The organism is Streptomyces sp. NPDC001410, from assembly GCF_042895235.1.
Classification (GTDB): Bacteria; Actinomycetota; Actinomycetes; order Streptomycetales; family Streptomycetaceae; genus Streptomyces.
The window spans coordinates 55,136-78,385 of sequence record NZ_JBIAWE010000029.1; the positions used below are offsets into that span (position 1 = coordinate 55,136).

At 69.6% G+C, this 23,250-nt stretch carries 17 protein-coding genes; 13 read left to right on the forward strand and 4 right to left on the reverse strand.

Annotation, left to right across the window (positions count from 1 at the left end; all coding sequences use genetic code 11):
• Positions 1 to 327: 327 nt before the first annotated feature.
• Positions 328 to 1,368 (reverse strand): hypothetical protein, encoded by a 1,041-nt coding sequence (locus ACFY3C_RS42510; RefSeq protein ID WP_390774717.1) that lies wholly within the window; start codon positions 1,366 to 1,368, stop codon positions 328 to 330.
• Positions 1,369 to 1,561: 193 nt separating this feature from the next.
• On the opposite strand from ACFY3C_RS42510, the gene ACFY3C_RS42515 reads away from it, so the two are divergent.
• The 12 genes from ACFY3C_RS42515 (at position 1,562) to ACFY3C_RS42570 (ending at position 17,749) form a co-directional block, all read left to right on the forward strand.
• A complete protein-coding gene (locus ACFY3C_RS42515; RefSeq protein WP_037751201.1) occupies positions 1,562 to 1,825 on the forward strand; it encodes a helix-turn-helix transcriptional regulator in 264 nt (87 codons plus the stop codon).
• 156 nt (positions 1,826 to 1,981) lie between these two features.
• Entirely contained in the window at positions 1,982 to 2,857 is an 876-nt protein-coding gene (locus ACFY3C_RS42520; protein WP_390774718.1) for a DUF6083 domain-containing protein, read from the forward strand.
• Positions 2,854 to 3,333 (forward strand): hypothetical protein, encoded by a 480-nt coding sequence (locus ACFY3C_RS42525; RefSeq protein WP_390774719.1) that lies wholly within the window; start codon positions 2,854 to 2,856, stop codon positions 3,331 to 3,333. The genes ACFY3C_RS42520 and ACFY3C_RS42525 overlap by 4 nt, the downstream gene beginning before the upstream one ends.
• Positions 3,330 to 4,877, forward strand: coding sequence for a UvrD-helicase domain-containing protein (locus ACFY3C_RS42530; protein WP_390774720.1), 1,548 nt, complete (start codon positions 3,330 to 3,332; stop codon positions 4,875 to 4,877). The genes ACFY3C_RS42525 and ACFY3C_RS42530 overlap by 4 nt, the downstream gene beginning before the upstream one ends.
• A gap of 977 nt (positions 4,878 to 5,854) precedes the next feature.
• Positions 5,855 to 6,379, forward strand: coding sequence for a hypothetical protein (locus tag ACFY3C_RS42535; RefSeq protein WP_390774721.1), 525 nt, complete (start codon positions 5,855 to 5,857; stop codon positions 6,377 to 6,379).
• Positions 6,380 to 6,453: 74 nt separating this feature from the next.
• Positions 6,454 to 8,760, forward strand: coding sequence for a hypothetical protein (locus ACFY3C_RS42540; RefSeq protein ID WP_390774722.1), 2,307 nt, complete (start codon positions 6,454 to 6,456; stop codon positions 8,758 to 8,760).
• Complete coding sequence (locus ACFY3C_RS42545; protein ID WP_390774723.1) at positions 8,741 to 9,601, forward strand: hypothetical protein; 861 nt, start codon at positions 8,741 to 8,743, stop codon at positions 9,599 to 9,601. Before ACFY3C_RS42540 ends, ACFY3C_RS42545 begins: the two co-directional genes overlap by 20 nt.
• 373 nt (positions 9,602 to 9,974) lie before the next feature.
• Positions 9,975 to 11,018 (forward strand): Fic family protein, encoded by a 1,044-nt coding sequence (locus ACFY3C_RS42550; protein WP_390774724.1) that lies wholly within the window; start codon positions 9,975 to 9,977, stop codon positions 11,016 to 11,018.
• Between the two features lie 403 nt (positions 11,019 to 11,421).
• A complete protein-coding gene (locus tag ACFY3C_RS42555) occupies positions 11,422 to 12,717 on the forward strand; it encodes a hypothetical protein (protein ID WP_390774725.1) in 1,296 nt (431 codons plus the stop codon).
• The gene (locus ACFY3C_RS42560) at positions 12,714 to 15,239 is read left to right on the forward strand and encodes a ThiF family adenylyltransferase (protein WP_390774726.1); all 2,526 of its coding nucleotides are present in this window, start codon (positions 12,714 to 12,716) and stop codon (positions 15,237 to 15,239) included. Before ACFY3C_RS42555 ends, ACFY3C_RS42560 begins: the two co-directional genes overlap by 4 nt.
• The gene (locus tag ACFY3C_RS42565; protein ID WP_390774727.1) at positions 15,236 to 16,393 is read left to right on the forward strand and encodes a patatin-like phospholipase family protein; all 1,158 of its coding nucleotides are present in this window, start codon (positions 15,236 to 15,238) and stop codon (positions 16,391 to 16,393) included. Before ACFY3C_RS42560 ends, ACFY3C_RS42565 begins: the two co-directional genes overlap by 4 nt.
• Before the next feature lie 255 nt (positions 16,394 to 16,648).
• Positions 16,649 to 17,749 carry a hypothetical protein gene (locus tag ACFY3C_RS42570; protein ID WP_390774728.1) on the forward strand — a complete coding sequence of 367 codons (1,101 nt, stop codon included), beginning with the start codon at positions 16,649 to 16,651 and terminating at the stop codon, positions 17,747 to 17,749.
• Between the two features lie 583 nt (positions 17,750 to 18,332).
• Here the strand turns inward: ACFY3C_RS42570 and ACFY3C_RS42575 are convergent.
• Positions 18,333 to 18,533: a hypothetical protein gene (locus ACFY3C_RS42575; RefSeq protein WP_390774729.1), complete on the reverse strand. Its 201-nt coding sequence runs from the start codon at positions 18,531 to 18,533 to the stop codon at positions 18,333 to 18,335.
• 120 nt (positions 18,534 to 18,653) lie between these two features.
• Between ACFY3C_RS42575 and ACFY3C_RS42580 the strand changes: the two genes are divergently transcribed.
• Positions 18,654 to 19,541: a hypothetical protein gene (locus ACFY3C_RS42580; protein ID WP_390774730.1), complete on the forward strand. Its 888-nt coding sequence runs from the start codon at positions 18,654 to 18,656 to the stop codon at positions 19,539 to 19,541.
• A gap of 156 nt (positions 19,542 to 19,697) precedes the next feature.
• On the opposite strand, the gene ACFY3C_RS42585 is transcribed toward ACFY3C_RS42580, so the two are convergent.
• Positions 19,698 to 22,124 carry a Helicase associated domain protein gene (locus ACFY3C_RS42585; protein ID WP_390774731.1) on the reverse strand — a complete coding sequence of 809 codons (2,427 nt, stop codon included), beginning with the start codon at positions 22,122 to 22,124 and terminating at the stop codon, positions 19,698 to 19,700.
• Positions 22,125 to 22,565: 441 nt separating this feature from the next.
• Positions 22,566 to 23,009 (reverse strand): hypothetical protein, encoded by a 444-nt coding sequence (locus ACFY3C_RS42590; RefSeq protein ID WP_390774732.1) that lies wholly within the window; start codon positions 23,007 to 23,009, stop codon positions 22,566 to 22,568.
• Positions 23,010 to 23,250 lie beyond the last annotated feature (241 nt).

Here is a 23,250-nt window from a genome sequence, read left to right on the forward strand (position 1 = left end):
AAGCTCGGCATACCGGCAAGTGTTGCTCTCCTCCTCGGGCTCGAAACAACCCCGTGCGCCGTCTCGGACACTCCTGGCCAGGGATGTTGGCGGTCGTTGTCGTTCGTTGGCGTTCATGGGTGTCCGCCGGTGTCTCTCTGCGTCTCATGGCGTCTCACGCTGTCTCGAAACAACATGACCGGATCTGATCCCTGCAGCCGTGCGCCGGAGTTGCGGCCCGCTTGCCGTACGTCTCTTCGTCCCACCGTGGCAGGACCGGACGATGGCGGGACGCGGATCCGACGTGCTGCCTCCCGTGCCGTTTCGGAGGATAGGGCTGTCAGGTGATCACCTTCCTGGTGTGGCGCTGCTCGGTACGCCGCGTTCGGGGAGGAGGTGCCAGGCGATCTCGTCGTGCTCCCTGAGGTGCTGCCAGGAGGCAAGGAGACGGCAGCGGACCAGTTGGTCGAGGAGTTCCTCCACCTGCTGCTGGGACTGACTGCCCAGCCGGGCGAGCACGTCGAGTTCCGCACTTCCGAAGCCGTCAGACGTGTGAGCTGCCAGGATCAGAGCGGTGAGCTGCACCGCGGGGGACATCCCGCGCGGTACGACCAGCGGAACAGGGTGCAGGGCCCAGTGCGCCGCGCGGGCGCGGGTGCCGCGGCCGGTTGTCTGGGAGTGCATGTCCGCATCGAGCAGACGCGCCTCCACATGGGGACGCCGCGGGCCGGAACAGCACAGCCACCCGGCGTGTTCCAGTTCGCTCCACAGTTCTGCACGGCCGTGCAGCCGCATGCTGCGCAAAAGGCCGCGGGGGAGCCGGACGCGGCCTCGGCCGTCGGCGCGCAGGGCGCACTGCAGGGCCAGCAGCCGGGCGGCGGGGGAGGAGAAGCGGGGCAGGGCGACGGCGAGGTAGGTGAGCATTTCCCGCACGCGCTGTTGCTCCGGCGGGCCGTAGGCGGGCGCCCTGCGTTCTGGCTGCGGCCCGCCGGCGGAGGAACGGATGCGAGCGGGACTGAGCAGTGTGGGCGGCACGATGGCGGTGTGGCTCATCGCGGCGGCGCAGGCGGCGCAGGCGTCTGCGAGCCGCCACGTGCGGCCGCTGCGATCCCGGGTCAGGGCGAGCAGGACGGGGCCGGCGCAGCCGCGGTGACGGGGGTGCCAGTGGCAGCCCCGGGCCCGGCACTGGCAGGTGCGCAGGTGCCTGGGCAGCGTGTCGGCGCGGGCGTGGCGGGCCAGATGGGTCAGGGCGGCCGACCGGGCGGAGGCGGCCTGCACGGGATGGTGCGGGGTGCAGCGGGGGCAGGCCAGGGCCGGCCCGCCCGGCTGCGGGCGCAGTTCCACCGTCCAGGTGCGCTGCACCGCGGCGTGCATGCTGGCAAGCCGCATCGGCTCGGTGCCCTCCCATCTGCTCCGCGTCGGCGGGGTGTGGCGTTCTCCCGGTCGGGCGAGCGCGGGAGTCGGCCGCACCGTAGTGCAGAACTCTGCACTCGCGCAGTCCCGGCGGCCACAGCGTCCACCTGCAGAAATAGTGCAGAGGTCTGCACTGACAGGGCAGGGTCCTGCACCGTCGGATGGTGGGGTGACGATCTTGCCGCCCGATCCCGACCTCACCGCGCTGCGCGTCGAACTCGCGCGCCTGCGGGGCGAGCGCGGCTGGACCTTCGACGAACTCGCCGACCGCAGCGGCCTGGCCCGCCGCACCCTGATCGACCTGGAACACGGCCGCACCACCGGCAGCGTCACCACCTGGCACGCTCTCGCCCACGCCTTCGACGTCCCCATCGAGCACCTGCTGGGCACCCTCTGCGACGACCACACCCCGCCCGGGGCGAAGGGCTCCTGACCCCGCCGAGCCCGCCCATGAATCACCCGAACCGGCGAGCAGGCGCCGAACGGTCAATCGGCAACTCGCATGCATGTTCGCCCCGGATGGGCTGCCCGGGGGACGCGCCTTCGCCGTCCCCGCCGCTTCGGCGCGCCGCCTGGCACGGTCCGGTCCATGTGCCCCAACACCGCCTCCACCGGCCGCCACTGGGACGGCAGCCCCCGCACCACCCGCGCCCGCCGCCCGCTGCGGGTGGCCGCCACCAGCCCCAGCCGCCTGCTGCGCTGTGGCCAGAGCGTCCGCTGCCGCCTGTGCGGCAACCGCATCGACGTCTACCCTTGCAGCGACCAGCGGCCCATCGCCCTGCACCCCGACGAACTGGCCGCCGCTCAGATCCCCGAGTCCTGCCGCTGGCACCTGAGCTGCGGCATCGCCCACCCCCACGCAGACGGCAGCGCCTGGTGCCGCATCCCGCACACCGTGCTGTGCCCCGGCCGCACCCCACCCGCAATCCTCCAGCTGAGCCCGCACGTCGAGGCGGTACGCCGCCAGCTCGCCGTCCGCTCCCGCCGCCTGATCGACACCGGCGTCTTCACCCCGCCGGCCCCGTCCGACCCCGCCTGCGAGGAGCAGGCCGCCGACTCCCGCCGCCCCGCCCGGCCGGTCGTGCAACTCCTGCTGGGCCGCTATCTCGCCGACCGGCCGCTGGAGGAGATCCGGTGCGTGGCCCAGACACGCCAGCGCCGCCGCTGCCCCCAGCCCGTGCTCGCTGCTCACACGGCCGCAGGTCGCTGGACCCTGCTGCCCGCCGGCCCGCAGCGCGGCCAGGTGACCCCGCCCGCCACCCTGATGGCCGTCTACGACCTCAGCCGCCTGCCGTACGCGGAACAGCTGCGCTGGCGCACCCAGCGCTGCCCCGCCCACGCCGCGGCCCCCGGCGCCGCCGACCTCTCCCTGGCCGACTGGCAGGTCTTCGACCCCCTCCTGCACGCGGCGCACATCCACACCCGCCTCCCACACGCCGCGCCCAACCACCGACGGGAGGCGTGACGGTGGCGCACCACGCCCTCGAAGTCACCCTGACGAGGCCGCTGACGGCGGCCGAACTCCACCACGCCGCCCGGTTGTTGCCGCTCGCGGCCAACCATGACGCCACCCGCCTCATGATCCTCGTGCGCGCCAAGACACCCGGCCGCGCCGCGCACCGTCTGCGCCACCGTGTCGGGGCACGGCTACCGGTGGACGTGATCACCACGCACTACCCGGACACGGACGGGCAGATCCTGCTCAACATCGCCTTCCCACCCGCCGTACACGCCGCCATCTGCGACACCGCCCACCGCACGGGACAGCCCCCGGAACTCTTCATCCGGCACGCCATCCACCGCGCCCTGGACCGGCACACCGGCGCCGAGGCCGCCCGCCTCGACCGGGCGATCCAGGACCTGCTCGCCGGCACACTGCCCGCCCACCTGCTGGCGGCCGTCGGACGTGCCCTCACCCACATCCCCGGAGCCCCGCAGTGAATCCGACCGACGAACAGAGCGCCGCCGCCGACGTCTTCCACGCCGGCGAGCACCTGGCCCTGCAGGCCGGCGCGGGCACCGGCAAGACCACCACCCTGGCCCTCCTCGCCCACACCACCCAGCGCCGCGGCCGCTACCTCGCCTACAACCGGGCCATCGCCCAGGACGCGCGCGCCCGCTTCCCCGCCAACGTCTGGTGCAAGACCGCCCACGCCCTGGCCTACGCCGCCGTCGGCCACCGCTACACCCGCCGACTGGGCGCACCGCGCCGCCCGGCCTGGCAGACCGGACAGGCTCTCGGCATCACAAAAGCAATCCGCATCGGCGAACGCGACCTGTCACCCAAGGCCCTGTCCTACGCCACCTTGCGCACCGTGGCCCGCTTCTGCCACACCGCTGACCCCGCCATCACCCGCCACCACGTCCCGCGCCTGCGCGGCCTGGAAGAGGCCGACCTGCACACCCAACTCGCCCGGCACGTGGTGCCGTTCGCCCGCAAGGCCTGGGCCGATCTGCAACACCACGAGGAGGGCGCGGTCCGCTTCGACCACGACCACTACCTGAAGATCTGGGCTCTCACAGGGCCCAGGATCGACGCCGATTTCCTCCTGCTGGACGAAGCCCAGGACACCAACCCCGTCGTCGAACAGATCTTCCTCGCCCAGCGCGAGCACGCCCAGCTGGTCATGGTCGGCGACTCCGCCCAGGCCATCTACCAGTGGCGGGGCGCCAAGGACGTCATGACCGGCTTCGACGGCACCCAGCTTGCCCTGTCGCAGTCCTTCCGCTTCGGCCCGCTGCTGGCCGAAGAGGCCAACCGCTGGCTGCACATCGCTGGCGCCCCGATCCGCCTCACCGGAACCCAGACGGTGCCCACCGAACTCGGCCCCCTCACCCGGCCCGACGCGGTGCTGTGCCGCACCAACGTCGGCGCCATGGCCCAGGCGATGGACCTGCTGTCCGCCGGACACCGGGTGGGCCTGGCCGGGGGAGGAGACGGCCTGCGCGCTCTGGCCCTGGCCGCCCGCGACCTCAAAGAAGGCCGCCGCACCACCCACCCCGAGCTGCTCCTGTTCCCCTCCTGGGGCGAGCTGCAGGACTACGCCGCCCACGATCCGGCCGGACGCGACCTGCAGCCGTTCGTCGACCTGGTCGACACCCACGGCACGGGCGCCATCCTGGCCGCGGTCGACCAACTCGTCCCCGAACAGCAGGCCGACGTCACCGTCTCCACCGCCCACAAGGCCAAGGGCCGCGAATGGGCCCGCGTGAAGATCGCCGACGACTTCACCCCGCCCAAGGACAGCGACCAGCAGGACGCCACCGGCCGCCCGGTGCCCGGTCCCATCGACGAGGGCGAGGCCCGCCTCGCCTACGTTGCCGTCACCCGGACCCGCCACCGGCTCGACATCGGCGGCCTGTCCTGGGTTCATGACCATCCGGACGGATCCCCCGGGGCATCCGTGCGGATCGATCCGTGTGCGCACCCCGCCCCCGCGGGTGCGGCGGAACGCGTCCCAGCCACTTGTGCCGCGCCCGGGTAGGCCTGCGTCGAACCGGGGGTGCCGAGCCCTGGGCAGGCCCGTCGCGATGTCGGTATCTGTGGGATGAACGTCCCGATCGCCATGGCGCAGCGGGGGCCGCCGGCGTCAGGCTGAACGTGGCGTCGCCGAGCGGTCGCCCTCGACCCAGGGCTGACCACCCTCGGGGCAGCCATCGCCGCCGAGCAGCAGCGCCTCACCGACCACCGCTGGCGGGTCACTCTGCAGTACAACCCGAGCAACTGGGGCGGCGACATCACCGGCATCACCGCCCTCATGAGTAAAACCGTCCCGTGGCAGCGGCCCCCGACCACCCATCCCTCACCTCCGCACACCGGCTGAAGGGCGGCCGCCCCTGTCCCGCCACCCGGGACCAATCGTCCGGGCGCCCCGTCACCAGACGACACCTCAACCCACCCGGCCCCGTGGCCGAAATGCACTGCATCCGGCCCGGGACATCCAAATCCCTTCAACAACAACAGAATCATGAGACTCGAAATTCACGTGAGATCGCAGGACTGGGTGGCGGAAAACTCCTGCGAGATTGTCATTCCGTTTACGGATGCCGGGAACAGTCCGCCTGACACCCAGGGCGTGGGGACGCTTTGTTAATGCGACTTCATCTGCTGCGCTGCATTCTCGATCCCGTCACGAGCTGGCGAGCTCTTCGGCGGTCCATGAGGAGCAGTGACACGACGTCATTCGACGTGTCCTACAGGCAAGCCCGAGTGGAACGATTCCCCGAAGAAGCCCCCTACCGGCAGCACGGGCACGCGCCCCTGGCCGCACCGGACCAGCGTGAAAGGGACCCCCACTGACCGGACATCTGGCCGAATATATAGTCGTCGAAATCCAGCCGAACAGGCGGAAGCGAAGAGTGGGGAGTGCCTTTTTGCCGTCTTCCCGAAAGGCCCCTCGGTCTTGCCCGGTGTCGGAAAGAATCGGACGGTCCTTCATTCTGAAGCCCGGGGGAGTTCAGCATGCCGGATCCGGCTGAGATCGCTGTGATCAGTTCCGTCCTGCCCGCCACCTTGACGTTCCTCTTCCAGCGCCTGGACCGTCTGCTCACCTCACGCGGATCTGAGCCCGAGACGGACGTCATCATGCCCGCCGGCCTCGTGGGAACGCTTCAACTGCCGCTGGAGCCGTCCGAAGACGTGCTGCAGGCCCGGCGAGGCGAACTGGAACTGCTGCAGGAAGCCCTCGCCGACTACGCCGACGGCACCGTCCCGGTGCGCCCCTCCGACCACAAGCTCTTGCGGAACCTGGCCCGCGCCCGCACCGCTCTGGAGGACATCTACCGCCAGCACCTGACCTTCGAGGGCGAAGACCGGCCCGCCTCCGGCCCGTTCGTCCACCAGACAGTCAAGACCGTCACTGGCGAGGCCACGGGCATGGACAGCGACGTCATCGCCGGGAACTCTCGCGTCATCCAGGACGTGGACACCGTCGAGGCCGGAGGCAAGCTCATCGGTATGAGGGGCAGGCGGATCACCCGGCAGTAACACGGCAACCGCCCAGCCACATGTGCCTGCGCGTCCGTGCCGCGGCACACCCGACCGCTTTGAAGGGCTGATCTGTGCCAGTACCCGAACCTGCCGAACAGGACGCCGCGCCGACCATGTCCGCGCCCCGCGACGCTTCCGAGCTCGCGGCGGCCACCCAGCCGTCTCCCGGTCACGAAGCACACACGGAGCCCCAGAGCGGGAGCCAGCCGTCCGCCCATACTCCCGTCACTGACGGCCGGCCACAGACCCCCGACTCTCCAGACAACAGCGACAGCACCTCACCCGCCGCCACGCTGCCCGGACTGGTCAGCGCCACCACTGACGTTCCCGCCCTGCACACGACGCCACCCGGCACAGTCCCGGACGATGGGGCGAGCACCGTGCAGAACGTCGGCAACAACTACGGGACAGCCGTCGCAGTCCAGAACATCAATGAGATCCAACGCCTTCGGGGAACACCTCTGCCCGATGACTGGATCAAGGCCCGCCTCCACCCCTACCTGCCCGACGACCAGACGACGAAAGCCATCGACGCACTCCTCGATGTACACCGGGCCGCCGTCATCCACAGCACCGCCGGTACCGGCCGCTACACCACCGCCCTGCACACACTCACCCACCAGCGGGTCAAAGACATCCGGCAAGTCCGCCGCGAACCCAATGAGCGGGTCGAACTCGAAGGCCTCAAAGACGAGGACACCGGCTGGATCCTGGATCTGAGAGACGAAGAAGAAACACTGCGCCCAGGATTCGGGCTCCACTTGCGCGAAGCGGCCGACCACCTGCGCGCCATGCGGTCCTACGTCGTCGTGGTCACCCACACCGACACCTGGATGACGGTCGCGGGCGAAGCCACCGAACTGGCCCACCTCCTTGCCCCGCCCCCCGCTCTCGACGTGCTCCACACCCACCTGGAACGACACCGGCCGCCCGTCCGCGACCTGGAGAAGTGGTGTGCCGACGAGGCCATCACCAGACAGCTCCACCAAGCCACACCAGCCGAGGCCGCACGACTCACCCGCATCATCATCACCGCGGTCAGCCTCGACGACTCCACCGGCGAGCCCAAACCCTTCAATGAGCTTGTCGAAGCCGTCATCCAATCCACCCACAACTGGCGCACCGTACTGCGCACCTGGCACACCGACCATCCCAACAGCGCCCACCGCAACTACCTGCTTGCCGCGGCCGCCCTCGACGGCGCGCCTGCCGAGGCCATCTATGAAGCCCAGACCACACTCGGCGAGGCACTCGACGACACCCCGACTGCCGTCTGCGGACAGCAGGGCCCCGGCATCATCGAACTCACTCACACCATCGGCGCGGAACTCGGCGACGACGACCGCATCCACTTCCTCAAACCCGGCTACGCCGAGGCAGTCGTCGACTACTTCTGGGTCGACCGTCCCCACCACGTGGCCGCGTTCACCCGCTGGACCGCCGAACAGGCCGCATCACTGCCACCCGACCTCGGCGTTCCCCTGGCCGAGCGCGTCGCCCAGTGGGCCACCCGCTACACCCTTGCCAAGCAGAGCTTCACCGTCCTGCGCGCAATCGCCACCCACTGGGCCAAGACCCGCAACCTGCGCGGCAAGGCCACGGACTTGCTGGTTGCCGCAGCCATCGACCCCACCGCCGGCAAACGCGCCCGCGCCCAGTACCTCGCCTGGGCCAAGGCCCCCGACACGGACGAACCCATGCACCGGGGCAGCACCCCCATCGTCCTCAAACAGGCCCTCGCCGACGCCCTGGCCCAACTCGGCCACGCCTACCCCCAGATCGCCCTCAAACGACTGGCCGAACTCGCTGCCCACACCACCCACCAAGCCGTCACGGACGCTGTCGGAGACGCCCTGACCGAACTGTGGGACCAGCCCGCCCACCAGGACACCATCCGAACCACCCTCACCACCTGGTTCGCCGCCTCCCAGCCCCACTACACCGCAGCCGCCCGCCGCACATTCCTCCACCTCGCCGGCCGCACCACCACGGACGGCACTCCCCTCCTCCTGGCCCGAGCCGGCAGCGAAACCGGCCCGTTCGCCCTCACTGGATGGCGCTGCGCCCTGGACAAGGAAGCCGACCCCGACCTGCAACGCGCAGTCAGCACCTGGCTCGACAGTGCCCTGACCCACGATCAGCTACGACCCGTCATTCTGCAGACCTTCACCGAAGCCGTCTTCCGCTCCGACCCCGACCGCACCTACCTCGCACCGCGCTTCCTCACTCTCAACCACATGGCTTACGGATGGGAACCCGCACACCCCGGCACACAGCCCACCGCACGCACCCGCCTGCGCGACGCACTCGTCATCGCCCTGCGAGAAGCCGACCCGACAGCACCAGCAACGTTGCACCATGCGCCGGCCACGTCGTAGACACGGCGGCTGGCCCACACCCCGAGCAGGCACCCTCGACCTGACCTGCCCGGCACCCACCGCCCTGCCTGGCCACCCCTTCACCCTCACTCTCACCGGCGCCTGGGAAGAACTCCCCTCACCCCGCCCGCACCACAGCCCTCACGCGGCCGCCGCCGACCACGCCCTGGAAATCGCCCGCACCATCACCGCCGACTACCTGGCCACCGACGCCGTACCGGCCACCGCCCGCATCAACACCGTCCTCGGCTGCCCCACCGACCTACCCACATTGCCCATCCGACTCCTCTGGGGCCACGTCCACCTCACCGCAGAACCCGGCGCCGTCCAGGCCGCGCACAACCACCAACAACACCTGCACGACCTCCAACAGCGTCACGCCGAACACACCCGCCGCCTGGACCACGCCCATACCCTGCGCGACACCCTGATGAGCGACCCCTCACTCGCCCTTTCCTACTGGTTCGCCACCGCACCACAAACCATCGACACCAACACACTCACCCGCCTTGAGAACCTGTTCGCTCAGGCAGCCGCGTATGCGCCGCATGGCCAGTGGGCGCCACTGGCACGCCTGCTTCACGCCTTCGCCGAAGGCCTGACCGACGACGCCAAGAACCACCTCATCGACACCCTGGCCACCCTCACCGACCGCTACGACCGCCCCGAGATCACCGCCGCCATTCAAGCCGCGCGCATACCGTCCACCACACACTCCACCCAGCCGTCCCCGCCAGACCGCACGCCTAAGCAGCAGACGGCTCCCATGACCGGGACGTTGAGGCAGCGTTCAGGCAACTTGAACGGCGAGGCTTCCTCGCGCGCGACGACAAACAGCTAGTCGCGTTATCGGCGTCTCTCCTCAGGACCTTCCCCAGCCCCAGGCGGCGGGGCGTAGGTGCTTCTTGAGATCCCCTGCCCCAGATCTGGGCGTACCTGGTGCACGACATTGGTCGGCAATCTCATCACGGGAGCGGTCGTCGTCGGTCTTGTCTTGGGCGCTGAACGCTTTCGGAGCCGGCCCCTCGGTAATGCAGAACTGTCGGCGCCCGTCGAACCACTGAAGGACAGCGACCGAGGCGACAGCGAGCCGCCGCTCTGCTCTCAAGGGACTGTCCAGGCCGAGTCGAGGATCAGCGTATCGCTGCCCTGGCCGGCGCCTTGTTGCGTGACGCCCCAGTCCTCCAACGCCCGTCCGTAGTTAAGATGCGGCGGTGCTGACAGAACTGGCCCTCCACCACTGGCGATTTGGCCAGGTTCTCGCCGAGCGCCTATGCGCCGGGATCCTTCGAATCAGCGGCTACACCGACATCCAGCCGCAAGCGCCTCTGGGTGGCCCGGACGGGAAGAAGGATATTCTCCTCCGGCGCGACGACAAGACATACGTCGCAGCCGTCTACTTCCCCACGACGGCCAGTTCCTTCGCCGAGATCAGGAAGAAGTACAAGAGCGATCTCCTGGGCGTCAAGGCGAACAAGGCTGATGGGTTCATCTTCCTGGTCAACCAGCACCTCACTGTCGGGGAGCGCGCCCAACTGCTCGCGCTCGGAGGGCCCTACGACGAGATCTTCAATGTGGAACGCATGCGAGCCGCCCTGGATGATCCCCGGGGGTACGGGCTGCGTCTGGAGTTCCTCAGAATCCCCATGAGCCCTGAGGAGCAGGTCGCATTCTTCAACACCGACCAGCAGGACAGGATCCAGCGTTTGCTCCGTAACGAGCTGCAGGACGAACAGATCGCTGCGCGGCTCCCAACCGTGGCCAGGCTCGACAGCTCGCTGATCAGGCTGCTGCACGCCGCCATGTTCGAGAACTTCCCCCTCTCAGAGGGAAACAGCGAGCTTGTTGTGCCGCCGGTCCGTGGCGGCCGGGTCCGAGCGATGCAGACCTACGTCGTCGACTTGGACGGCGAGTTCCTCCACGCTGGCCTGCCGCCTGAGCAGATTGAAGACGCGTTGGCCTCATTGTTCGACAGTTGGCGGCACGCGTACGCAGAAGCCGTAGGAGCCGACAGAGAGGTCGTTCTCCGCACACTCGCGTGGTTCCACCACGAGTTCGTATCGATCATGCCGTTCCCAGACGGCAACGGTCGCCTGGCCCGGATCATCCTCGATCAGGCAGCCTTCGAACTCTGCCGCAGAGGCGTTGCCGCCGACCTGACAGCTGATCGCCCCGCCTACTTCACTGCGCTGCGAGCTGCCGACGCGGGTGATCTGAATCCCCTGGTGGAACGGCTACGCGCGGCTCTGATCGGATAGGGTGCACGGGCTGCAGGAGAGCGACGGCGCCTGCTACAAGTGTGTCCCGGCACGCAACTCCTGCAGTCAACGCAGCCCGCGCTTCAGACGGCCGTGCTGGCAGGCGCGGCCGTCCGCCGCTTCCTGTCTCCCCGCCCAGCCCAGGCAACGCCCCTGAAGGCCACGCCAGATGGCTGGCGCACACCACTCATCGAGCACGTGGCGTGGCGAACTCGCGGACGCAGTCCCTTGGACGCGGACCAACTCGACGTGGCCGAGGTAGCGACGCACCGAACCCGAAGGGCGGCTGCTGTCGGTGTCCATCGCGGGGGCTGTTGTCAGTGGCGGGTGGTACACCTGGACGTCACGGTGAAGTCGTGTGCTTTTCCGGCTTGTTGATCACAATGACGTGAAGAGGTAGGACATGGTCGAGGCGGAACTTCCTGAGCGGGGTGTGGTGTTCTGGCCGGTGGGCACCGGCGACTCCACCACCATCGTGCTGGGCGACGGCCTGGTCATGCAGGTCGACCTGCGCGACATGAAAGCCGCCGACGAAGACGGCGCGGTCGTGGCCGCGGTCATCGACCGGCTGGCCGACACCCTGCCCCAGCAGCCCGGCGGCACGTCGCCCTACCTGGCCCTGTTCGCGCTCACCCACGCCGACCTGGACCACTGCTGCGGCTTCGGGGACCTGCTCAAGAGCCCGATCCACATCGGCGAGATCTGGGCAACACCCCGGCTGTGGCGCGAGCTCGACGAGGACACCCCGATGTGCGAGGACGCCCAGCTCTTCCAGGACGAGGTCGAACGCCGCGTGAAGGCCACCCTCAAGGCCCTCAAGGCCGGCAAGGAACCCCAGAGCGGCGACCGGGTCCGCATCATCGGCTACGACGACGATCGCGACCAGCACTCCTATTCCGAACTCCCGGACGCGTACTTCACCACCCCCGGCAACACCATCAGCACCATCGACGGCACCGACGTCTCCGACCGCTTCGAGGCCTTCGTCCACGCCCCGTTCCGCGACGACTGCGCCGGCGAGCGCAACGAGACCTCGCTCGCCCTCCAGCTGAAGCTGACCGCTGAGGACGGCACGGCCGGCCGCATCCTGCTCTTGGGCGACCTGGCCTACCCGACCATCAAGAAGATCCTCGACTACAGCGAATCCCACGACCGCACCGAACGCGTCGAGTGGGACATCCTGCTCTCCCCGCACCACTGCTCCAAGAAGGTCATGTACGCACCCGGCGAGGACGGCACCGAGGAACTCAAGCAGGACATCCTCGACCAGCTGAAGACCCACGCCCGGCCCGACGCCCGCGTCATAGCCAGCTCCCGGCCCTTCCGCCCCAGCGACAAGAGCGGCGACAATCCTCCCCACCTGCTCGCCCGCGCCGCCTACGAGACGATCACCGAACTGCCCGTGCTGTGCACGGGGGAGTACCCCAGTAAGGACGACCCCCGCCCGGTGGTCTACGCCCTCGAGCCCGGCCTGGGCCTGGACCTGGTGGCCACCGGCGAACTCGTCGAGAAGTCCGCCGCCCTGGCAGACCGTCCGGGCCGGCTGCTGAGCGCGCTGGGCATCACCCGCACCGTCCCCCAGACAGCCGGGCCGGGCGCTCCGCCTCAGCGCGGCATCGCCGCGGGCCGCGAAGCGGTGCGCCAGGCCCGCGGGGACGAGGCCGTCCCCGCCACCTCCGTCGGATTCGGTGACGCGTGAGCCAGACCGTCCTGCAGGAAGCACTCCCCGGACAGCAGCAGGCCATCACCCAGCTTGAGCGGATAACTGCAGCCAACAACGCCCTCGAACTGGGCCGCATCACCCCCGCCGACCCGGCCGGCGGATACCCCGGCTGGATCGAGGCCCGCCTCGGCGTGGACTGCTCCACACTGCCCCGCACCCCCGCCGGCCTGCACTTCAAGCGGCGCGAGGCGATCACCCTGCTGATCCCGCCCACCTTCCCCTTCGACGTGCCCCGGGTCCGCACCGCACACACCCGCTTCGCCGGCGCCCCGCACGTCAACTGGGCCCGCAACTTGTGCATGTACCGCTCACCGGCCACCGAATGGGACCCGGCCGACGGGATGTATGGCTTCATCACCCGCGTCTGGGACTGGTTCCAGGCCGCCGCCGCAGGCGAGCTCGACACCCCCGGCGAACCGCTTCACCCGCCCAATGCCCTGACCCGCCAGGCCGCGGGCCTGCTGGTCGTCCGCCACGACGCCCCCAACGCCACCGACACATCCTGGATCGGCGCCGCCCTGCTGCACCGGGTCCGCGACGACCGCCAGGACGTCGTCGGCTGGCTGCCCCTGGGCTCCTGGCCCACCAGCGCCGAACAAGCCCGCCAGGCGGCCGGACTGCCGCCGGACGCGGATGTCTTCCTCGCCCCCGCCCTGATCACCGCCCGGCACCTGACCTTCGAATACCCCAACACCGCCCGCGAGCTGACCGCAGTCCTGGCCGGCGAAGGCATCACGCCCGCCATGATCCTCGGCCTGATCGGCGTGGCCGCCGGCCGCAACCGCACGGTCCTGCTGCCCGCCGCCGACCCGGACGACGACACCCCAGTCGCCCCCCTCTACCTCCTGATCGGCACGCCCTCCCGGGGCATCGCCGGCAGCGACCACCTGCTGCCCCACCTGGTCGCCTGGAACCTCCCCGACCTGGCCGACATCATGGGCCGTCTGTCCGCGGCCGCCTTCGACGACTACCCGCCGCTGGCCGAACTGGGCCAGAACTTCCTCAAGCAGACCAGCGAGAAATGGCTGGACAGCCTGCCCACCCGGTGGGCCCGCATCCAGGAAGCCCGCCCGCAGGTCACCGTGCGCCGCGATGCCGGCACCCCGGCCACCTGGCTGGCTGGCAAGCAGATCCTCGTCCTGGGATCCGGCGCTCTGGGCGCCCCCGTCGCGGAGATGTGCGTGCGCGCCGCAGCCGCCCGCGTCACCGTCGCCGACCAAGGGCTGGTCCACCCCGGAATCCTCGCCCGCCAGCCCTACACGGACACCGACATCGGCCTGTCCAAAAGTCGCACGCTCGCCGCGCGACTGTCCGCCATCGCCCCGCACACCACCCGCGTCGAACCGCTGCCCGGCAACATCATCACCACCCTTGCCGACGCCGACGTGCACTCCTTCGACCTCATCGTCGACGCCACCGCCAACCGCATCGTGCGCGCCTACCTGGAAGCCACCCGCGCCACTGACCCCGCTGCCTGGCCACCCCTGGCCACCGTGATGATCGGCCACCAGGCAAGCCGCGGCATCGCTGCCCTCTCACCCACCCGCGCCACCGGCGGCGGCACCGACATCCTGCGCCGCACCGCCCTCGCCTCCCGCGCCGACGCCACCGGCGCCCACGCCGACATGCTCGACGACTTCTTCCCCGCCCAGCCGCGTACCGACCTCTTCCAACCCGAACCCGGCTGCTCGGACGCGACCTTCACCGGCTCCGCAGCCGACGTCACCGGCCTGGCCGGCCAGCTCATGACCGGCATCCTCCACGCCCTGAACACTCCCGAACCCGAGCAGACCATGGCTGCCCTCACCGTCCGCTCACCCGCCGGCCCCCACGACCCCACCCCGGCCGGCGCCCGCTGGTGGACCTGGCCCAACGACACTGTCCTGACCGAGGAAGGCGGCTACCAGGTCCGCATCAGCACCGCCGCCCTCGCCGAAATGCGTGCCGAAGCCCGCCGCGGCGCCCGCGTCCGTGGCCCTCGGGTGGAAACCGGCGGCATGCTCCTGGGTGCCATCGACGACGCCACCGGCGTCCTGTGGATCGATGAAGCCACCGGCCCGCCGCCCGATTCCCTGCTCAGCGAGCACCACTTCGAGCACGGCACCACCGGCGTCCGAGAGCACCTCGCGGCCCGCCGCACCGCCACCCAGGCCACCACCCGCTTCCTCGGTATGTGGCACACCCACCCGTACGGCCCGGCCCGCCCCAGCTCCACCGACCTTGCCGCCATGGACACCCTCACCCTGCCTCTGGAGGACACCCCGCCCCGCGCCCTCGTCCTCATCGCAGGCGGCCCCGCCCCCATCTGGAAGGCATGGCTCGAGGACAACCAGCCACCCCACTTCTACGCCCGCCTCGCCGACCGCACCGACACCCCCGCCCCCACACCGGCGGGCATCCGGCCTGGCCAACTCGACATCACCTGGTGGCCCGGCGGCTACGCCACCCAGCCCCACCGCCTGCCCGCCCCACGCCGATCGGACGACGCCCGCCCATGACCCGCACCATCGGCCTCGCCCTGTCCGGCGGAGGCTCCCGCGCCGCCGCATTCCACCTCGGCTGCCTGCGCGCCCTCAACGACCGCGACCTCCTCGCCCAGGTCCGCGTCGTCTCCGGAATCTCCGGCGGCTCCCTCCTGGCCTCCCTGTGGGCCTACGGACCCGCCGACTTCGCCGACTTCGACGCCCGCACCACCGAACTACTGCGCGCCGGCCTGCAATGGGACATCCTCCGCAAGGCCCTCACCCCCGCCGCCGCAGCCCGCAACCTAACCGCCGCAACCCGGGCCCGGGCCAAAGGACTCTTCTCCCGCACCGTCGCCGTCACCCGCACCGCGAATCGCACCGACGCCCTGGCCACGCTCCTGGCCGAGCGCGCCTTCGGCACCAAGACCATGGACCAGGTCACCCACCCCGGCCTCGACACCGTCATCACCGCCACCGACTTGGCCACCACCAACGCCGTCCGCTTCGGCAGCACCCTCAGCAGCTGCTCCCGCTACGGCACCATCACCGAACCCGTCCAGGTCGCCACCGCAGTCGCCGCCTCCGCTGCCTTCCCCCTCCTCCTGCCGGCCATGGAACGCACCTTCACCTTCGAGCGCGTCGGCCAACTCCAGCGCCACACCGTCCTGCTGACCGACGGCGGAGTCTTCGACAACCTCGGCCTGTCCGTCCTCGAACCCGGCCGCAACGCCGCCTTCACTCCGCAGGTCTTCAACGTGCCCTACGTCATCGCATGCGACGCAGGCCAGGGAGAACTGCCCTCCCAAGCACCGCACTTCATCGCCCGACGCGTAGCCCGCTCCTTCGAGACCGTCCATCGTAAAAACCAGGACGCCGGGCGCGCCCGGCTCCATGAGTGGGGTGCCACCGGCCGCATCGACGGATTCACCCTTGCCTACCTCGGCATGAAAGACCACCGGCTGCCCGCCCCTCCGGCCGACCTCGTACCGCGAGAGCGAGTCGCCACCTACCCGACCAACTTCAAGGCGATGAACCAAGCCGACTTCACTGCCCTGACCACGCGTGGCGAACAGCTCATGCGCACTCTGCTCCCGTTCGGGACGCCACCGGCGCCGTCGACGCGGATGACCCAGCACGCGAAACCGTGGACCACGGGTGAAAGCCCCGCCTTCCCGGGCAGCGGGTAGAGCGCTCCTGCTCGGCTGGCGCCCGGCCTCCCCCGGCCCGGCTAAAGGGCCCCCGACGCACCAAACGAGTACGCCCCGTCCCCCGCCCTCGCGCACCCGCGCCCTCACCGGGGCCTCGCCCGAACCGGTCACGGTAGCCCGGGCAGCGAAGCGGATCTTGTGCACGGCAAAACCTGGTGCCCGCACACCTGTCTCACTGCAACGCTGACACCGCATACCCCCTCAACACAGGCAACTCGCAGGAAGTACACCGCAATGACGACGAACACCTCGCACGGCGATGACATCGCGCTTGGGCTGATCGCACAGGACCTGATGTTCCTGCGGCGCTTCATGCAGGGCGTACTGGCCGCCGGAGACCGGGCGGTCGTCCCCATGTACTGCATGCACAACTACATCTGTCTCGTCGTCCACGAGTCCCACCGGGCGCTGCAGGCGATCAAGCCGGCCCTCGCCGAACAACTGGCCTACGACTGCGCTGCGGCCATCGAACGCGCGCGCCACTCCGTGAAACTCTTCGACGACACAAGAAAGCAACTGCCCGACATCGGCAAGGACTTCGAGCGCATCATTGAGGCCCACCGTGAGGAGTTCCTGAACAACACCTGGCTGCCACTTGCCCGTCCCCTCGAGAAGGACCTCGTCCTGTGGCGCTGCCGCGGCCGGGTCATCTCGACCTCCCACGTCGCGAACTTCTTCCTCGGCTTCTCACCGCAGCAGATCCGAAATCCTGCCGCACTCCGCCGTGAACTCCACGACGTCGCCGCGGAACTAGGTCGTTACGCGTCCGCGGCGACGGATGAACTACCGTGGGCTGGAGAGTCCTTCATGGACACCCTGAAGGCCACCGATCTGGCTGACAGAGAGGTGCGCGCCGAGAAGACCTACCGGCAAGCCTTCGACCCGGCCCTCCCGGAAGAGCTCAAAGCAGCCCTGACGAGCCTCACCTGCGCGCTCAGCGTGGTCGACGTCCTGCTGGCCGACGACGCCGAAGGGCCATCGGCTGCAACCGTCTCGAAGCTGCGCTACATCACGCTGCACCACGTCCTCTCAAGCCTGCGCAAACTTGCCAAGGAATATGGGCCCAGGCTCCAGCTGCCAGCACGAGCACTGCTGGACGAGATCCTCAACGCACCAACGAGCGTACGGATGGACCAGGCACACCGGGGATTTCGCAACACCCTTGTGCACTACCGGCCCGAGCGGCGTATTCAGGAGCAACTGTCCCTAAACACGCCGCTCTACGGGCTGGTTGATGCGTATTTCCCGGGGGAGGACTTCCCCACGCTGAGTACAGAAGTTGCACGGCACGCCACCGACGTCACACGGCGGATGCAAGACTGGGCACGCTGGTGAATCGCACGGCCCAGTCACCAGCCCCGTGCCGTTACGAGTGCAGTCGGCCCACCTCGAATCAGCCTCGGCCGGGTCAACCACCGGGTGGCCTCACCGTGGACTGTCCCGATATGTACTCGCCGTCGTGCTCCGGACGGCGGTGCCGACAGGTATGACCGTCCACCGCCCTTTCCTTCGTGCGGTGCAGAGGGGCGAACTCCCGAGCACGAGCAGCATCCACAATCGTCGCAGTCGGGGTGCGGGAATACGGGAGAATGATGCCTACGGGCTGCGGAAGGTCGTGGACGAGTCAGCGGCCTGCGCAGGGCCGCGGTCGCGCTACTGCCAGATTGCCGTGATGAGTTGGCCGCGGAATGGTCGGAGGCGACGGCGGGGCCGCGTCGGCAGCACAGGAGACCGTCGGGGATGACGGCCTCGCCGCTCCCGATCGGGTGATGGCCTCGGGGATCCAGCCCAGAAGTAGACACACATCGCCGCGGCGGCGGGCGTCCTCAAGTCAACGATGCCGCTGCTGAGGGTCGCCGGCCAGTGCGTATCCGCGGTATCCCGACACACGTTTACGTCATGCCGGCCCGCCGCGGGTTCAGGTACCCAGGCCGAGATCCTTGATGAACACCCCCTCAGCGAGCAGCAGACGAGCCAGGTTGCTTCCGGTCGGCCGGGCTCGGTAGAGGCGCAGGTTCTGCGCGCAGGTCTCCAGGTCGGAGATGAGCGTGAGCGCGTGGTAGAGCGTGAAGACCACCGCAGCAGCGGGGCCCAGTGCAACAGTTGACCTTTTCGGCATAGTCGTGTTCCTTCCAATGACTTGAACCACCCCAAGTGGGGGTTCTGCCTCCACTATCTGACGCATGAGGAGATCACCGGAAGCCATCAGATGACCCAATCACGTGTAATCTCCATAGATGTGAGCAGCATCAGCGGACCAGCAACGATCCACCAGCTCGTCCAGGACGCAGCCAGCCACGACCACACCGTCACTGCTCGGCTGATCCGCGACTGGACTGAGAAGGGCTTGCTCGATTACCCGCAGCGCCGCCCGGCCGGCAAGGGGCACGGCTCGCACCCGGCACTGTATGACGAGAAGCAACGCCATCTTCTGCTCACGCTGCTCCACCATCGCAAGCAGGGTGTCGGTATCCGTACCCTCTCGCAGATTCCCGTCGGCATCTGGATCTACTGGGGCGACGACTTCGTTCCTCTGCGCCAGGTCCGCGTCGCCATGGCGACCTGGATCGGCGACCCGAGAGTCAGCCTGCGCCGGGCGCGCCAGATCGCCCGGACAATCCTGCAGCAGATTGACCACCCTGCCGCCACACCGGCCGCCCGCAAAGCTCTGCTGGACATACTCGCGGATGCCGCCTACACAGGACGCGTTGACCTCGATGCCCTGGAATCCGCAGCCCGTGCCGTCTTCGAGCCCGGCTTCAGCCCGCTCCACCGCGCTGTCGGACACCTCAGCGCCCCGCTCACCATCGACTCCCAGATAGGCATCACCGACGCCCGGCTGCGCGCCATCGCGAAACTCGCCGCAGGCCAGTTCAGCGACGATGACTTCCGCAACGCCCGACACGCCCACCTTCTGGGCTACGCCCAGTACATGCGAGACCAGCCCTTCCTCTCTACCCAGGAACCGACTGACAACCCCGGCCTGTACGAGCCGGTCACCGCGGAGAGCACCCTGAACCAGTCCTGCGACCACCTGCTCACCACGCTCGGCCTCGGAATCATCTACCCAGAGCGGGCCGCCGAGTTCGCCCGGCTCCCCACCCCCCACATCACTTTCCGCGCGTAGACCGCCTCAGCAATCTCGCCGCTCACGCGCTCCAGGCATGGCCCGGTGCGGCCCTGGCCAGACCACCGACGGCGAAGGCCCGACCACGGTCACGGAACGACAATGCCTCCGCGGATCAGACCCGACATCCACCGCTCGGATCCGCGCACCGGACGATTAAGACCAGCGCATGCCCAGCGCCGACAGCTCCTCGATTCGCTCAGGCGCAAGACGCGCCTTACGAGTACGGGAGTTGGCGATGAACACACCCAGCGCCAGCTCAGACCCGTCAACGGTTTCGGTGTGCGATCGGGGTACGTTCAGATGCCCCTCCCGAGCGCGGTACCGGCGGGCTGCCGCCAGATTCGCCTCCCACTTCTGTGCGCGGCTGCGCCGAGGGACGACCGTCGCCGCAGCTATTTCTTCCGCACGGGGTTCGACGCCCAGTACCTCGTCGAGCAGCCACTGCTGCACGCCGCTCAGCGCATTCCACTCCTGCCGCTGTACCTGCACCCAGCGCCCGATGTCCTCGCCCTGCACCAACAGCACACCCTCCCTCTCCGGCAGTGAACCCCCGGTCTGGCGGTGCATGCGGGCAAGGTGGAAGCAGCGCTGCCACGCCACCGGCCACGCCGGACACCATGCGGGATCGATCTCCTCCAGCGCCCGGCGCCGCTCCCGGCTCAGCCCACCCGCCCCAGAGCCCGCCTGCGGTCCCTCCGTCCGGTGGTCCCCGGCGCGCCGGGCTGCGGCACGCTGGTTCTTCAGCCAGGTCCCGACCGGGTAGTTCTCCCAAGTGGCCTCGGTAGGAGCCAGCAGGTGGCCGTGCTCGGCGGCCCAGCCGCGGGACGCGGCCAGGCCCTCGTCGAAGGCGACCGTGAAGTGGGACCACACCATCCCGAGTTCGTCCAACTGCGCCACCCGCTCCGGGCTGAGACTGCCCTGGCGGTTCAGGCGTCGCTGGTTGGAAATCCACACCCCCAGCGGGAACCCGTCAGGCGCCGTGTGCCCGTAGGGAACGCGCAGATGCCCCTCGTCACTGTGAAACGCGAGCGCCGCCTGCAGGCCTCGCCGCCAGAACTCGCCCTCCGGCCGCAGCACCCGCGCACTGATGAACGCCGCCAACTGGGCCGGATCCCGCCGCGACGAGAACGACAGCAGCCCCTGCGCCGCAGCGCCAGCCCCGCCTCCCGTGCTCAACCCGCCAGAAGCCGCCTCGGACCGGCTGGCGGCCTGCGGGACGGCGAGTTGCTCGACCGCCTCCGCGTCGTGCGCCCGCAGCGCGGTCAGCAGCTTCGCCAGATCCTCGTACGCCTTCGAGGCGAGCATCTCGTCCGGCTCTTCGCCTGGTCCCAGGAACACCGGCACCACCAGAGAGGCGATCTTGCCCTCACCCGGCTGCATCCGCAGTGCACGGCCCACCGCCTGGACCACGTCGGGCACCGAACCCCGCACGTCCGCGAAGACCACCGCGTCACAGCCCGGCGTGTCCACCCCCTCGCCCAGCACCCGCACCGACGACAGCACACACCGCTCCCACACCGCACCGTCCGCCGCACACCCCGACGAGAACTCCTCCAACACCTCCCGCCGGTACACGACCTTGTGCTCCCCGCACAGCCACTGCGCCCACACCGCCCCCGGCTCCGGATAGCCCCCCTCACCGCTCTCCCACAGCGCCTTCGCCACCGCACCCAGCCCACTCGCGAAGGCCTCCGCCTCACTCGTACGCGAGTGGAACGTCAACAACCGCCTCAACTTCTGCTCGACCGCCGTCTTCAGCACCGCCGTCTGCAGCGCGCCCAGCCGCAGCCCCCGCACCGCGTCACTACGCGCATCCGAACCCACCAACTGCATCGCCTGCACCTGCGGATCAGCGATGTCCACACACACCACCTGATACCGCGCGACCAACCCCCGCTCGATCGCCTCCGACAGCGGCAACCGGTACACCACCGGCCCGAACACACCCTCGTCATCCATCGACGCCACCAGCGCCGCCGCCCCGCCCCCACCACCCGAAGACGCATCCCACAACCGCGGCGTCGCCGTCATGTACAAACGCCGAGCCGCCGGCACCTTCCCCTGGTCATGCACCGCCGCCCACGGCTTGCCCAGCACCCCCGACGTCCGGTGCGCCTCGTCCACCACCACTAGGTCCCACCGGCTCAGACCACTCGCATGAGCCCGCTCCAACACCCCCAAGCCCAGCGCCGCATACGTGGCGAACACCGTCACCCGCTCACGGCCAGCCAGCCACGCCACCAGTTGCTCGACATGGGTCGTGCACGGCACCTCCAACGCCCCACCCTCGCGCGGTGAGCACACCCCGAACATCGGCCCCGTACGCCCGGCCGCCCGCCACACCCCCACCATCTGGCCCAGCAGATCGAGCGTGGGCACCAGCACCAACACCCGCCCTGCACGCAGGTCCAGCGCCGCGTGCACCCCCACCAGACTCTTGCCCGCACCCGTGGCAGCAACCACCTGAGCCCGCAGCCCGTTCTCAGGCCACACCCCACCGCCCGGCGGCTGACCCAACGCCCGCACCACCGCATCCACGGCCTCGATCTGATGGGGACGAAGCCGCTGCCGACCCGACACGATCTTCCGCCTTCCAGCCGCCTAACGGGGGCAGTAGCCCCTCACTACAGAGTCTATCCCGAGTCACTTTGATGCAATCGCCCTATCGAGCGACAACACTCACGCCCGCGAGGGGCCGCACCCATCACCGTCCCACCCAGACCGCACTCCCTCGCGGGAACTGCCCGGTCTTCCGCATACGGCGGTGGGGGGGGGGGGGGGGGCGCCCCCCCCCCCCCCCCCCCCCCTCCCCCCCCCCCCCCCCCCCCCCCAAACCCCCCCACGGCCGGGGGGGGGGCGGGGGGGGCCGCCGGGACGCCACACCCGCCCGCCCCCCACCGCCACCGTGCGCCGGGGGGGGGGGGGGGGGGGGGTGGGGGGGGGGGGGGGGGGGGCGCCCCCCCCCCCCCCCCCCACCGCCGTACTTCAACTGCCCGCAATCGGCAACGAACTGAAGAGCAGTCAGGACGGGGGAGGGGCAGGTGACTCCGGAGATCCCTCCACTCCGAGCTTCGCCAGGCGCGACCGGATCGCGCTCGGCTGCCGAGCAAACCGCTCGGCCAGCTCGTTAACACCACTTCCAGAAGCGTGGAGCTGCAGCAGCAACTGGTCATCCTCCGGAATCCACCGCTCGTAGGCCTTCGGATACTGCTTACGTACCTCGTCCACCGAGTACACCCGTGAAGCCGGCTCCGGCCTCACCGGAAGCTCCACCCCATCCAATATGGAAGAGGGGAAACGGCACACCTCAACACCCCGCAGCCAGAAGGTGATTGAGCCGCCCTCGAACGTCAGCAGATCCGCTTCAACATCCAGCACCCGCCGCATGACATCCGCATCCGAAGGATCAACCACGAACTCCGAGAAACGTAACCGGATCTTCCCCTGAAGAACAGCATCAGACATGCCAACACCCTGCCCAACACGGCACCCCAGCAAGCGAGATCCCCCTCCCCGTAGCCAGCCAGGCCCGCAACGCGGGCCCAAGGCAGGGGAGCGAAGCGGACCTGCCCCGAGCCGCGGAGCGGATCGGCCCCCCGGGCGTTTACGCCCGGGCACTTAGGCCGCGCAACGTGCGGCCCCGAGCCGCAACGCGGCTCGGCCTGGGCGCCGCAACGCGGCGCCGTTTCACTTGGGGGGTGCGCAG

What these genes read in the sequence shown, in the direction of transcription:
- ACFY3C_RS42535 (WP_390774721.1), top strand. Translation starts at nt 5,855, where the DNA reads ATGCCGGATCCGGCTGAGATCGCTGTGATCAGTTCCGTCCTGCCCGCC.
- ACFY3C_RS42545 (WP_390774723.1), top strand. Translation starts at nt 8,741, where the DNA reads ATGCGCCGGCCACGTCGTAGACACGGCGGCTGGCCCACACCCCGAGCA.
- ACFY3C_RS42510 (WP_390774717.1), bottom strand. Translation starts at nt 1,368, where the DNA reads ATGCGGCTTGCCAGCATGCACGCCGCGGTGCAGCGCACCTGGACGGTG.
- ACFY3C_RS42570 (WP_390774728.1), top strand. Translation starts at nt 16,649, where the DNA reads ATGACGACGAACACCTCGCACGGCGATGACATCGCGCTTGGGCTGATC.
- ACFY3C_RS42555 (WP_390774725.1), top strand. Translation starts at nt 11,422, where the DNA reads ATGGTCGAGGCGGAACTTCCTGAGCGGGGTGTGGTGTTCTGGCCGGTG.
- ACFY3C_RS42565 (WP_390774727.1), top strand. Translation starts at nt 15,236, where the DNA reads ATGACCCGCACCATCGGCCTCGCCCTGTCCGGCGGAGGCTCCCGCGCC.
- ACFY3C_RS42575 (WP_390774729.1), bottom strand. Translation starts at nt 18,533, where the DNA reads ATGCCGAAAAGGTCAACTGTTGCACTGGGCCCCGCTGCTGCGGTGGTC.
- ACFY3C_RS42590 (WP_390774732.1), bottom strand. Translation starts at nt 23,009, where the DNA reads ATGTCTGATGCTGTTCTTCAGGGGAAGATCCGGTTACGTTTCTCGGAG.
- ACFY3C_RS42520 (WP_390774718.1), top strand. Translation starts at nt 1,982, where the DNA reads ATGTGCCCCAACACCGCCTCCACCGGCCGCCACTGGGACGGCAGCCCC.